This is a genomic window from Ihuprevotella massiliensis (assembly GCA_900095835.1).
Classification (GTDB): Bacteria; Bacteroidota; Bacteroidia; order Bacteroidales; family Bacteroidaceae; genus Alloprevotella; species Alloprevotella massiliensis.
The window spans coordinates 2,709,766-2,723,663 of the sequence record LT608321.1 but is presented as its reverse complement, the minus strand read 5'-3'; the positions used below and the strand labels follow the sequence as shown (position 1 = coordinate 2,723,663).

The window sequence follows — 13,898 nt, the reverse complement described above, 5'->3', positions numbered from 1 at the left end:
TTAGTTTTACATTCAGCTAAATAAAATATAGTTATTTATTGGATACTCTCGTTGACAACACAACTTTTTCCAAGTTCATTCCATGTTTTGTGTAATCTTCTCGGAGCAGTAAAAAAACAGCTCTAATTTCTTACGGCTACAACCTGAGAATTATCAGTTAGGAGTACAAGAAGAAGTTTCAAAAGAGGTTTTTAACCCAGTCTACAGAAGTAAGACCAATGAGGAAACCTCCTACTACAACTAAGAATAGTCCGAGGAAAACACGTTTAAGTTCCCACTTCGTCTTACGTTCTCCCAAAATATATATACTACCAAGAGTAGCTAGCACTACATTCATCTGAGCCATAGAAGCAGCAATGGACACTCCATTAAACTCAATCGATATAAGATAAAGCAGAACTGCGATGGCAAAGATAAAACCACCTAGCAAGTTTTGGGCACTCTTTTTAGAAAATGGACGCTGACGTAGAAAGAAAAGAGAAAGCAACAGAGACATAACCACCATTCCAAGAGCTTGTGGGAAAAATGCAACTTGACCAGACACATGAAATTTGGCAGGAATAAACGAAAAGCCCACATAGCCCACGGTAGCAATGGTGAGTGTAATCAATCCACCTCGCATATCTCTTTGAGGAGCTTTCGATTCATCATGAGAGACACCACCCACCTCTTGCAATAGTTCCACACTAGCGTTGGACACAGACTCTTTTTTCTCTTCCAACGTGGTGAGATAAATACCAATAACAATGATGGCAATGGCACCGAATCCCAGGATGCGTTCACCCAAAGTCGGCCAATCTCCAAGAAACAGAGTACCCACCACAGCATTTGCTGTTAATTGCATCCCCACAGAAATAGGAATACCATTGGAAACTCCGATTTGCTCAAAAGAACGATACTGTAGCATTTGAGCAAATGCCCAAAAAGCACCCGACAGGGCGCACCAGCCAAAAATACTCTGCCCAATTTCAGGACGTTGTACAAGGAAGACCAACGAAGCCACAAGAAAAGTGCCGACGGTTGTTCCTATAATTTGTTGAATAGGACGTCCGCCAACTTTAGCAACTGCTAGAGGTAAAAGCCCCCAAAACAAAGCTGGCAGCAAAGAAAATAGGATATACATAATCGTAAAGTTTGTTGAGTATAAGTCTGTCAATAAGACTTCACAGACCATAGCCGAGAAATTAGAGAGGGTACAAAGGTAACAATTAATCAACACCTACATTGTAATACTAGAAAAAAAATCATTTTATGGCTTACGTACTATCGATTTTGGAAATCTCATGTGACACTTCGCAAAAAGTGTGTCAAATTACGCTTCATTTTTGGGACTTTGCTCAGAAAACGAAAGGCTATTCGTCTAGAAATCCGTATTTTTGCAAGGAATAGCTTGACTACAACATAGAGACAAACATGACAACTCCTACAACAAACAAGACTAATACGAGTCACTCATCGGCAACAGCCCACAATGACATGGGCAACAAACCATCGCTTCTTGGACTTTCGCTCGAAGAACTCACAGAAGTGGCACTCGCTTTGGGCTTACCCAAATTTGTGGGAAAACAAATCTGTGGTTGGCTCTACGACAAGCATGCGCGCTCCTTTGACGAGATGACTAATCTCTCCAAGGCTGCGCGACAAAAACTCGCAGAAAACTACCAGATTGGCATCTCTACTCCTGTAGAAAGCGTGGAATCTAAAGATGGCACCATCAAATATCTCTACAAGACAGAGCGCGGACACTATATCGAAACGGTGTACATCCCTGATGGCAAACGCGCCACGCTCTGCGTTTCGTCGCAAGTGGGCTGCAAGATGGCTTGTGAATTTTGCATGACTGGCAGACAAGGCTTCATGGCAAACCTCACAGCAGCCGACATTCTCAACCAGATTTATTCGCTCCCTCAGCGCGAACAGCTCACCAACATCGTCTTTATGGGTCAAGGTGAGCCGATGGACAACATAGAGAATGTGCTCCGCGCCACCAAAGCCATGACTGCCGAATGGGGATATGGCTGGAGTCCAAAGCGCATCACGGTGTCTACCGTGGGAGTTGCCAAAGGTTTGATTCGTTTCCTCAATGAAAGCAACTGTTCGCTAGCGGTTTCTCTCCACCATCCTTTGCCAGATGAGCGCAAAGCCATGATGCCTGCCGAACGTGCTTTTGGCGTTGAAGACCTGGTTCAGCTGCTGAGTCAATATGATTTCTGCCGCAAGACCAACGAGGACTACGCAGAAGGCGCAAAGCAACGCCGACTCACTTTTGAATACATTGTCTTCAAAGGCATCAACGATTCGATAGAGCATGCCAAAGCCTTGATTAAACTCTTGGCTCCCTTGGATTGTCGCATCAATATGATTCGATTCCACACGATTCCCGACACGCGCTTTGACGGCACAGACGAAGTGGCGATGGAACGTATGCGCGATTATCTCAATAATCACGGCATCACCACCACCATTCGCGCTTCACGCGGACAAGACATCTACGCAGCCTGTGGTATGCTCACCACCAAGCGTATGGAAGAAGAACGCGCATAATCACTCTGCCCTCCCAATGAGCAGACAAGTTTTTCCAGGACTCTCTTCTACAACCTCTTAGCATCAACAACATGACACATAAGATACGCGTGGGCATCACCCACGGAGATATGAACGGCATCGGCTATGAGACGATTCTCAAAGCCTTTTCTCAACCCGCTCTCTTTGAACTTTGCACACCCATCGTCTATGGTAGTGACCAAGCAGCCCAAGTGCACCGCCAACAACTCGGACTGGAGACCACATGGAAAGTAGTAGCCTCAGCTGAGGCAGCCAAAGAAGGGCAACTTAACTTGGTCGATGTGACAGAAGGCGCTGAGGTGCAAGTGAACTTCGGGCAACCTTCGGCAGAAGCTGGTCGATGGGCACACCAAGCACTCGAACGCGCAGTTGAAGACATCAAAGCTGGCAAGATTGATGTAGTGGTAACCTGCCCCATCAATAAGGCGAGCATCCAAAGCGAGACTTTCCAATTTCCTGGACATACGGAGTTTTTTGAAGCACGCAGCGAAGGTAATGCCTTGATGATTTTAATGAATGAGTTGCTTCGCGTAGCTTTGGCAACAGTGCACGTGCCTATCAAGGAAGTGCCTGAGCAGATTACCCTAGAGCGCGTGGAGGCTTGCATTCGCCAAATCCTAGCCAGCCTGAAGCGCGACTTTGATTGTTCTGCACCTCGCCTAGCTGTGCTCAGTCTCAACCCACACAACGGCGATGGAGGCTTGTTGGGCAAGGAAGAACAAGACGTGCTCAAGCCCCTCATCGCGCAGTTGCAAGCCGAAGGTCTCCCCGTTTTCGGCACCTACAGCCCTGACGGCTTCTTCGGTGCCGGAGCTTACCGCCATTTTGACGCAGTTCTCGCGATGTATCACGATCAAGGGCTCGCACCTTTCAAGGCGCTCTCCATGGAAGATGGAGTAAACTTCACGGCAGGGCTAAACATCGTGCGCACCTCCCCAGACCACGGCACGGCTTTCGACATTGCGGGCAAGGGTGTGGCTTCGGAACTCTCTCTCCTCCAAGCTATTTATGCGGCTATCGACATTTATCGCCACCGTCTAAGCTACGACGAGGCAAATGCTAACCCTCTTCCCTTCGCTCCTCGTCATCATCGTGAGGATCGTCGCCCACGTCAAAACTAAACGACCCTGGTTCTTTCTCCACTTAATTAGATTATTGCTAACACTTTCTCCCTATATGAAGAGATTTCTCCTCTTGCTACCGCTCCTCATACTAGGCTGTTTGTCAGCCAGTGCCCAACGATTGGTGGGCCGCGTGCTTGATGCCAAGACGGGCGAGGCGACTCCTTTCGCCAATGTCTTTTATGATGGCACAAAGGGTGCGGTGCAAACTGATGCTGAAGGCCGTTTTTCAATCCCTTTCCGCAAGGGAGGCAAACTGATTGTCTCAAGTATTGGCTATCAAACCCAGAGCTTACACCCTAAATCGACCGCAGATTCGCTCATTGTTAAGTTGCGCACCATCGACATGAACCTTAATACAGCAGTGGTACAGGCGAAGCGCGAAAAGTATTCTCGCAAGAACAATCCTGCGGTCATCTTGATGGAAAAGGTGATTGCCGCCAAAAAGGCTAGCAACCTCCGCCAGCGCGACTACTACAGCGTAGAGAAATACGACAAACTCGCCTTTGCACTGAGCGATATTACCCCAAAAGTCTTTGAAGAAGGCACCTTTAAGGCGATGCCTTTCTTGAAGGAACACGTGGAAACCTCACCCGAAACTGGTAAACTCATCCTTCCGCTCTCGGTGGATGAGACAGTGTCGCAAGAGATTTATCGCAAGAAGCAGGACGAGAAAAAGAGCATCATCAAAGGTCAACGCACGACGGGCATGAATGAACTCATTGACACGGGTGACATCCTGGCTTCTATGCTCCAAGACGTCTTCACGGAGGTGAATATCTACGAAGACGACATCCGCTTTGTCCAATCGCAGTTCTTGAGCCCCATAGCCACGAACGGAGCTATCGCATTTTATCGCTACTTCATCGAGGACACCACCTACGTTGATGGCAACAAGTGTATCCAAGTGTCGTTTGGTCCTAATAACTCTCGCGACTTCGGCTTCACAGGCTCCCTCTACATTATGGCGGACTCCACCTTCCGCATCGCCAAAGCCGACATCAGCATCCCCATCAAGTCGACGGTCAACTACGTGAAGCGCATCAACATCGCCCAACAGTTCACCCAATTACCCAGCGGTGAGCAAGTTCTAGCCAAAAACGACATGTTTGTCTTGTTGGAAGCTGCTAAATTCTTGAAAACTTTGGAGGTGAAACGCTATACAGAGTATACTAACTACTCTTTTGAGCCACTTTCCGACCGTCTGTTCCGATTCCGTGGCAATACCAAGATAGAACCCGATGCGATGATGCAAGAAGACAAGTTCTGGGCTCAGCACCGCACAGAACAACTCACCAAGTCGGAAGACCAAACTTCGCTCTTCGTGAAGCGCATCATGAACATTCCGGGCATCAAGCCCTTTATTTGGGTAGGTAAATCCCTAATTGAAAACTTCGTTCCAACCTCTATTGACGACGAACATCCCTCAAAATTGGACGTAGGTCCAGTAAACACGATGGTAACCACCAACCCTGTGGATGGACTTCGCCTTCGTGCTTCAGCACAAACCACAGCGAATTTCAATCCCCACTTCTTTTGGCGTGGTTACTTGGCGTATGGCTTCCGCGACAGACGCTGGAAAGGTATGGGAGAAATGACCTATTCTTTCAAGAAGAAGGCTTATCTGCCCATGGAATTTCCCACTGCCAACCTCACCTTCAACTACTCTTATGACGTGGGTGTGCCTTCCGACCAATATCTCAACACAGATAAGGACAATGTGTTCCGTGCATTGACGTGGTCTTCTGTGAAGCACATGATGTACGATCGCAGTTTCAAGTTGATTTTCGACCGCGAATGGGAAGATGGCCTCCAATGGAAGACGCAACTTCGCCACAGCCAGACAGAGCCCACCTACCATCTCTTCTATCAACCAGTGTCTCACGCTCACCAATCTGAGGTAGGACAGCCCTACACCATCACACCTTGGGGACCAGATAGCGGACGCAATTTCGCCAACCTCAACCGAAATTTCCTCAACACGACGGATCTTTCGATGACCCTCAAGTACCAACCTGGTGTCGCCTACATCAATACGAAACAAAGACGTATCTTGGTGAACAAGGAAGCTCCGATTTATCGCATTTCCCACACCGTGGGTTTGAAAGGACTTGCCAGTGATTACACCTACAACCTCACAGAGATAGGCGTGCGCAAGCGTGTATGGCTCCACTCTTGGGGACGCATGGACTTCGACTTCGCAGCTGGTGCGCAATGGAATAGAGTTCCTTTCCCGCTCCTCATCATGCCTAAGGCGAATCTCTCTTATGTCTACGAAGACGATATGTATTATCTCGTCAACAACATGGAATTCTTCAACGACAGATATGCGCAGTTGATGTTCAACTGGAACCTTCATGGCAAGATTTTCAACCGCATTCCGCTCATCAATCGTTTGAAGATTCGCGAGCACATTGGGGTGAATGTGCTGTGGGGACGCCTTACAGACAAGAACAATCCGAATATTGAGCAAAACCGCAACCGCGAAGATCTCTTCATCTTCCCTGGTGAGTTCAAGAATGGCGTATTTAAGTCCACTGGTTATGCCATGGATCCCAAAGTACCCTACGTAGAAGCCGCCTTCGGTGTCCACAATATCTTCAAACTTGTTCACGTGGACTATGTGCGTCGCTTCACCTACATCGACGATCCTTCGATTGCGCGCTGGGGTATCCGCTTCATGGTGCGCGTCATCTTCTAATTTTCTCCTTATTATAATAGGATAACGCAGCACCCTTTCTTCAAAGAAAGTGGTGCTGCTTTGCTTATTTTCCCTTTGTATCTCTCGTTTAGGGGATGGAAATGCTCCGTGTCTTCATGACATCGCTCGGAGATTCAGTCCACCCCACAATAGATAATCCCATACCTCTACATGAAATTTGCCATCATTGCCGCAGGCGAAGGCAGTCGTCTAGCCACAGAAGGCGTCACTCAGCCGAAACCTCTGATTCCACTCTGCGGAGTTCCCATGATAGAAAGGCTCATTAGCATCTTTCATCGCTGTGGAGCAGAAGAAATCATCGTAGCCGTCAATAGTGCGCGCCCAGAAACCCACCAGTATTTATTGGAGTTTTCGGAGGCCAATCCCACCTTTCCTTTGCGCATTGTGGTGGCAGACACCCCTTCGTCCATGCACACCTTCGCGGCACTCGCACCCTACTTGCAAGAAGCTCCCTTCTGCTTGACCACGGTAGACACAATTTTTCAAGAAGAAGCCTTTCGCGCTTACCTGCATGCCACAGAACAATATCTACTTGACGGATATGACGGTTGCATGGCGGTAACAGATTTCGTAGACGACGAAAGTCCGCTCTATGTTGCTGCAACATCACAGTTCGACATCACTGGTTTTCACGACAAAATCACGGATGTTTCTGATAGGAAGGCTGACTTCTCAGACAAGAATACAGACTTTTCCGAGGAGAGTTCAGACAGAGACAAGAATCATCATGTAGACTCAATCTTCATCTCTGGAGGGATTTACACCCTTTCTCCAAAGGCACTCACCACCCTCTCGCGCTGCATGGCAGAAGGTCAGCATCGTTTGCGCAATTTTCAGCGCGGTCTTCTCGTCGATGGTCTGCGACTAAAAGCACATCTCTTCGACAAAATACTTGACATTGACCACGCCAGCGACATTGCTAAGGCAGAAAGTTTCTTGCAAGAAGGGATATAACTTTCTATTCTAGCCACGCCTGTCGTAGCGAAACAAACAGCTCCGCGCCCTCTAACGTCTAACGTCTAATTTCTTACGTCTAATATGCTTACCCTCATCGCAAGACATCCTCGTTACTCTCCAAATTCTGAAGCACGTGACGAAGCGCTCTTCCGTTCTCTCGTCATGAACTTCGCGCTCCAAGGCGTGAGTGTCGCCACATTCGACGAAGCAGTATTTGAAAATCACCCACCACAGTTGGAAAAGTCCACACTCATCCTCTCCATGGCGCGCAGCGAAGCAGCTCTCCATGCCCTTTCAGCTGCAGAAGAATGTGGAGTGACAGTCCTCAATAGCCCACGAGCGCTGCAAAAAGCACAACGCACCGACTTCCAACAGTGGTTTGCCGAGAGTGGACATGCCGCCAAGCATTGGCACACTTCCGAACTGACTCCAGAGCTCAAAGTTACTCTCCCCTTTCCTCTCTGGTGGAAGCGCAACAACACTGCCACAACCTCCGCCAACGATGTGCAATTTGTGGAGCATCTCGCCCAACTCGACGCGATTCTCTCCGAGCACGCAAACGAAGATGCACTAGTCATGGAGCATATCGACGGACAACTGGTGAAATTCTACGGAGTGGTAGGCACGAATTTCTTTCATGCCGAGCCGCACTCTCCAAAGGGATTCTCTAAATTTGGGCATGAACAGCACAACCACCACAAGGAATTGGCTCTATCCTCCCCAATGTGGAAGCAAACGCTCCGCGCCATGCACACCGCTGCCACACAAGTGGCACAACAATCAGGCTTTTCCATCTATGGAGGTGATGCCATCCTTCGCGAAGATGGCACCTTTGTCTTCATCGACTTCAACGATTTCCCCTCCTTCTCCGCTTGTTTGCCCGAAGCCTCCGCAGCCATCGTGCAACATTGTCTTTCTCTCCTTGCTAAATAAAGGCTAGAAATTGCCCTTCAACAGCTTTTCTTTCTTAGCATTCTCAGAATAGTCCTTCCGGCTTATCCTTCTTTTTCAATCCCCTCTCCAACAAATTCCTTATCTTCTCATGAGCGAACAACCTATTTCTCTGCAAGCCACGCTAAAAAGTAGCGACACCGAAGAAAACATCGACGTTTATTTCACTCGTCCCATCGGACTTCTTTGGGCGCGCTTCTTTCGTGCACTCCACATCCATCCCAATGTGGTCACTATTCTTAGCATTTTTCTCGGTATCGGTGCGGCATATTTCATGTACCTTGGAGAGAACAACCTGCTTTTCACCCTCATAGGCATTGCACTACTCATGTGGGCGAACTTTTATGACTCAGCGGATGGGCAACTTGCCCGAATGACGGGACAGAAAACCCTTTGGGGGCGCATCCTCGATGGCTTTGCCGGCAATGTTTGGTTCATTTGCATCTATCTTGCTGTGGGACTTCGCCTCTACAATCAGCCCATGGTTCCTGGGTGGTCGGAGAGTCCCAACTGGCATTTGACCATCTTCGTACTCCTCTTACTCGTTGGCACCCGAATCCACGGACCGCAAAGCCGACTAGCCGACTATTACCGCAACATCCATCTCTATTTCATTCGAGGGAAAGCCCAAAGCGAACTCGATAGTTCTCGACAACTGCGCCAAGATTTCGCAGAAGTTTCCGCACGTCAGCAACCTGCGTGGAAAATCTTCCTCTGGTTCTACATCAGCTATACACAAGCGCAAGAACAAGCTACGCCACAGTTCCAACAATTCAAGCGCACGCTCGATGAACACTATCCTGCGGAACTTCCCGCATCTTTAGTAGAAACATTCCGCTCTGGCAGTCTTCCGTTGATGAAATGGGCAAATGCCCTCACTTTCAACTGGCGTGCCTTTGTGCTTTATGCTAGTTTGCTCCTCGCCGTATGGCATCCTTGGGCAGTCATCTTGTTTCCACTTGCCGACCTCACCGTGTTTTTGGTCATCTACATCCACATGCACCGCCAGCACGAAGCACTGTGTCAGCGACTTCGCCTGCAAATCGAATCAGAAACTACGGAAGAATAAGAGCTGAGCTATCACTTTTTATCCCTAATCGGTCATTAGATCCTGAACAGTTTTTATTTGATTGTTGAGCAGATGGTTGGTTGTGAGTTCGAAGGCGTAGCGGGCTACGTCGAGAACGAACAAGAAACAAGATGCCAACAAGAGAATGAAAGATGGCAGGAAGTTATCTTCTCTATAACGAATTGCACTATAACGGTCTAATGACCGATTTGGGTTTATTCTCCCTCTCTCCCCCCTTCTCTCATTCCTCTGCAACTCCTTGCATGAAACCTCTCTATCGCAATCTGTTCTTCGCCTTTGGACTGCTCGCCATCGGGCTTCTCATCTGGCGTTTCCCTGATGGGTGGCAAGTCATTCGCCACAATCTTGTCCGCGTAGTCCGTTATCTTCCTCTCGTTGTAGGAAGTTGGATTCCTGTTTACGTCCTCAACGCCTATGCTTTTCAGCTTTTAGTCAATACAGGGCACGCTGATCATCACATTTCTCTCGCACGCGCTGGCCAACTCACCGTGTCGGGCTTCGCCTTTTCCTACACCACTCCCTTCGGTTCTGGCGGAGCTCCTTATCGCGTTCTCGAACTTTCGCACCTCGTAGGCACACAGCGCGCACTGGCTTCTGTGACGCTCTATTCGCTGCTTCACGTTTTTAGCCACTTCTTCTTGTGGACCACTGCCTTGATTGTTTTTGTGGTTTGCCACTTCTCTGCAATTACACCTTGGCTTGCTGGCTTGTTCGCTCTCTACCTCTTGTTGTTTGTGGCTGCAATTCTCTTTTTTCAGCAATGCTACAAACGCGGAGTTGCCTTACGTTTCTTCCAGATTCTTGGTCTTCTTCCCTTAGTTGGAGGATGGGCAAAGCGATTTCGCGAAGCGCATCAAGCCAACCTCCTCACCATCGATGGGCACATCCGCACCCTCTACGCTCATCCGCGCGTGTTTCTCCGCGCCCTCTTGGCAGAATATGTGGGACGTTTGTTTAATAGTTTTGAGTTCTACGGCATCCTCCTTGCCTTCGGACTCACCAATGCCACGCTAGCCGATGGCCTCATCATTCTAGGTTTCTCTTCGCTCATGGGAAATCTCCTCTTCTTTCTGCCTATGCAGTTGGGAGCGCGCGAGGGAAGTTTGGCTGTTATTGTCGCCCTACTCTTCCCTACTGTCGGAGCTTCTATGGGCGTCTACGCGGCTTTCTTCACCCGCATCCGCGAAATCTTTTGGATAGTGGTCGGAGTTGCTTTGGTGAAAATCAAACCTGCTCACCGACACTCGCCTCCCTCTCCTCAATAACCTCCCTTTCTTTCTCGACATTCTCTCATGCCTACCCTCCTTTTCGACTATGGCGGAACGCTCGATTCCGATGCACGCCACTGGAACTACGTGCTTCGCGATGGATTCACCAAAGCTGCGATCGAACACCCCGCACTTGCGCAACTCGACACCGACACTTGGCGTGCAGCCTATGTGCACGGTGAGCGCGCACTAGCCCAACATCCCATCATTCTCCCGGAAGATGACTTCGCTACTCTCCTACATAAGAAAGTGACGCTCGAAGTGGAACACCTCTGCACTGAAGGAGGTTTTCAGTTCTCAGCCGAAGAGCGCGAGAGCATCGTAGACATTGTGGCGACCTATTGCGACACGCAAGCACGCCACACCACACTTCGTGCGCGCAAAGTCCTTGACACGTTAGTTGCACGCGGATATGACTTCGTGCTGGTCACCAATTTTTATGGCAACATCCGTGCTGTGCTGCAAGGCTACGGACTGCTCGACCTCTTCCCTCGCATTGTGGAGAGTGCCACGGCTGGAGTGCGCAAACCCGATCCCACGATATGGCAACTCGGCATCGACCTTGCCCAGCGCGCCCCACAAGATTGCATTGCCATCGGTGATGCTTTCGGCAAAGACATCGCACCTGCTCACACTTTAGGGTGCAAAACCATTTGGTTTCGTGGGGAAGAATGGACGCCAAAGTCCGTAGATGAATCTATCCCTACGCACATTATCGAAGACCTCTCGGAGCTACTCACACTCCTGCCGTAGTCTTCCCTTCACCCACACTGACATTTGCCACACACAAAGGGTCGTCTCTCGCAAACCTTGCCAGAGACGACCCTTTTTCTCATTTTATCTTTTTACCACAACCGCAGCTATTTCTTCTACTTCCGCCGTATTATCTGTGAGATTCTCCTCCAATAGCTGTGGCTATTAGCCTATGGCTTCAATATAGCACTCTCAATTTTCTTATCAATCTCTCGACTTCCAGCCTGATGCTTACGCCCAAATCCAAAATTGTAAGCCACAGTCAGATTCAAACATCTACCTTGTGCTTCAAAGGCTCGGACAACCTCGCGCTGATACTGGCCATAATCCATGTGAATTTGCTGTTCAAAATAGCGTTTAAACACATTCTGCGCAGCAAAAGTCAGACTCCAATCCTGATGTGTCCATTGTACACTGAAACTATAACGAGGGTCAATGCGCACAAAAAAGGGTTCACGAATGTCAAGAGCATGATACCCACTAGTGAAACGAGCATTTATCCGAAAATCTCCCACAAGATAAGTGACATTGCCCGCATAGCGCAATATAGACTTCGAGAGGTGATAATCATCGCCACGGAGATAATTCAACTCTTGTTGGACAGTCGTTGTAAGCAATAAGTGGTTTTGGAAGAAATTATGCGAAAGCTCCAATGTAAAATGGTTGCCACAGAAGAAAGAGTGGTTTACCCTCATACGATAAATACGCGATTCATCTAATGAAAATCTGTCAAGTTCATTATCAAAATAGCACAAACTCAAATAAGTTCCAGAGAGTTTTAGCCCTTTCACGCTCGTATTGTAAGAAAGCGTGTTGGTCATCACTTTAATGGGCTTAATATTCGGGTTACCGACCACAGATTCAAAAAAAGAAACTGGCACGACTACCGAGTTTTTGTTGGAGGGTGTGAAGTTTGTATGGGTGAACTCTCCATTCAAACTCACACTACTCTTCTCGTTCAACAAATAATTGCCCCCATAATATAGTACAGGATGCAAATAATGTTGGCGGTCGCCATTGAGATTGACCCCAATATTTGAAATACCAGCAAACAGATAGCCATAATATTTCTCAGTATATCGCGAAATGCTCAAAGCTCCATAAGAATTTTGCGTGGTGAGTGACTGGTTGCTAGGAGATGTGCCGAGATATTCATCATCATAATGTTTCCACTCATGAGAAAGCTGGACTTCTCCAGACCACCCTCCTTCCCAATATTTGGAATATTGAGAAACAGCCAACACACTATGCGTGTGTTCCGACGCATCTGTCCACAAATCTGATTGATTATCCTCGTGGTTAAATAAAGAGGTTTTCTCCCTACCTAGGCCAGCATTTAAAATGATTCGCCAATTTTGATTGTGCGGCAAAGAACGCTGATAGTCAATGTACAAAGTAGGCGTCCATGCTCTACCATGATAACGATCATACTTTTGAGTTTTTCCCATATACTTCCCAGCATAAGTGGCTTCATTCACAGTTTCGTGGCTAGGACTTGCAGAATACACAAAATTGAGATAGGAGTTAAAAGTGGATTCTGGTGTAGTGTGGGTGTACTTCAACCTTCCCCCAAAACTATTATCGGAGTTGAGATTACCTTTGTTGGACATGATGCGCGACAACTCATCACCATTGGTAAATTTATAGTGCTCTTTTCCTTCTGTATAGTCATGATTGCGCGACCAATTTTGGAAGATGAGTGTAGAGAAGTAGGATTTACCTCGCGTATAATCCGCAAATGCTAGATAATCTCCCTTTTTATATGCCATTCCTTGTTCTGCCGAGAGGTAGATATTTCCACCACCTTCTGCCAAATCTGTGACAAAATTCAGTAAACCTGCTTTTCCTACATATTTACCAGAGGGCGTTCGGGTGTACTCCACTCGTTTAATTCGCTTGGCACGCAACGTTCTTACCTCTTCCATCGTGGCTTCTCGCCCATCGATGCAGACAACCAGTTCGCCTCCTCCTTTAAGGGAAATGGCATAATCCAAGAGGGATACTTCAAGTTGGGGGATTTGGAGTAAATCTAAGAGTTGGAATCCATTGGTACTATGTTTTTTCTGTAGCTTTGTAGGTAGGAACAAAGAGGCAACTGGGGTTTCCACTTGTGTATTAGCGGTGACTTTCACTTCATCTAACTGGCGAGTCTGGACACTGTCAGTAGGTTGCTGCGCCATAACCCCTAAGGGGAAAGCTAGAAAAACGAAAAGACTAGAAAAGTTAGCACAGGTCATGGTCGTTATGCACTTGAAAGTAGAGTTGATTAGACTAAGTCCTCACAAGAAAGAAGGTCAGAGATCATGTAATTCTTCCATTCCTGCAATAGCCAAAGGCTGAATGCAAGAAAAATGATAGTTACAAAAGTAGGAATTATCTAGCAACTGCCAAAAACATAGCGTGTTTATTTCAAGAATAAGGAGACCAAAATCCACGATATTCCTAGAAGAAACAGGATTCTTCGGAGGAAC

The 13,898-nt window shown here is 47.8% G+C and carries 10 protein-coding genes; 8 read left to right on the top strand and 2 right to left on the bottom strand.

Going from position 1 to position 13,898, the window contains the following annotated elements; translation table 11 throughout:
- Window positions 1-178 precede the first annotated feature (178 nt).
- Window positions 179-1,219, bottom strand: coding sequence for a GRP family sugar transporter (locus BQ2633_RS10985; RefSeq protein WP_346048665.1), 1,041 nt, complete (start codon window positions 1,217-1,219; stop codon window positions 179-181).
- 257 nt (window positions 1,220-1,476) lie between these two features.
- Here BQ2633_RS10985 and rlmN point away from each other — a divergent pair, with 257 nt between their 5' ends.
- From rlmN to BQ2633_RS10940, 8 genes are all read left to right on the top strand, one after another.
- A complete protein-coding gene (rlmN, locus tag BQ2633_RS10980) occupies window positions 1,477-2,544 on the top strand; it encodes a dual-specificity RNA methyltransferase RlmN (RefSeq protein ID WP_075567079.1) in 1,068 nt (355 codons plus the stop codon).
- A gap of 71 nt (window positions 2,545-2,615) precedes the next feature.
- A complete protein-coding gene (pdxA, locus tag BQ2633_RS10975; protein ID WP_075567077.1) occupies window positions 2,616-3,686 on the top strand; it encodes a 4-hydroxythreonine-4-phosphate dehydrogenase PdxA in 1,071 nt (356 codons plus the stop codon).
- A 55-nt stretch (window positions 3,687-3,741) separates the two neighbouring features.
- Window positions 3,742-6,387: a DUF5686 and carboxypeptidase-like regulatory domain-containing protein gene (locus BQ2633_RS10970; protein ID WP_075567076.1), complete on the top strand. Its 2,646-nt coding sequence runs from the start codon at window positions 3,742-3,744 to the stop codon at window positions 6,385-6,387.
- Between the two features lie 171 nt (window positions 6,388-6,558).
- A complete protein-coding gene (locus tag BQ2633_RS10965; RefSeq protein ID WP_075567074.1) occupies window positions 6,559-7,362 on the top strand; it encodes an NTP transferase domain-containing protein in 804 nt (267 codons plus the stop codon).
- Between the two features lie 84 nt (window positions 7,363-7,446).
- Window positions 7,447-8,298 carry a hypothetical protein gene (locus BQ2633_RS10960; RefSeq protein ID WP_075567072.1) on the top strand — a complete coding sequence of 284 codons (852 nt, stop codon included), beginning with the start codon at window positions 7,447-7,449 and terminating at the stop codon, window positions 8,296-8,298.
- A 109-nt stretch (window positions 8,299-8,407) separates the two neighbouring features.
- Window positions 8,408-9,385 carry a CDP-alcohol phosphatidyltransferase family protein gene (locus tag BQ2633_RS10955; protein WP_075567070.1) on the top strand — a complete coding sequence of 326 codons (978 nt, stop codon included), beginning with the start codon at window positions 8,408-8,410 and terminating at the stop codon, window positions 9,383-9,385.
- Window positions 9,386-9,648: 263 nt separating this feature from the next.
- Window positions 9,649-10,671: a lysylphosphatidylglycerol synthase domain-containing protein gene (locus tag BQ2633_RS10945; protein WP_075567068.1), complete on the top strand. Its 1,023-nt coding sequence runs from the start codon at window positions 9,649-9,651 to the stop codon at window positions 10,669-10,671.
- A 27-nt stretch (window positions 10,672-10,698) separates the two neighbouring features.
- Complete coding sequence (locus BQ2633_RS10940; RefSeq protein WP_075567066.1) at window positions 10,699-11,427, top strand: HAD family hydrolase; 729 nt, start codon at window positions 10,699-10,701, stop codon at window positions 11,425-11,427.
- Between the two features lie 170 nt (window positions 11,428-11,597).
- Here BQ2633_RS10940 and BQ2633_RS10935 read toward each other — a convergent pair whose 3' ends face one another.
- Entirely contained in the window at window positions 11,598-13,421 is a 1,824-nt protein-coding gene (locus BQ2633_RS10935; protein ID WP_141700208.1) for a porin family protein, read from the bottom strand.
- Window positions 13,422-13,898 lie beyond the last annotated feature (477 nt).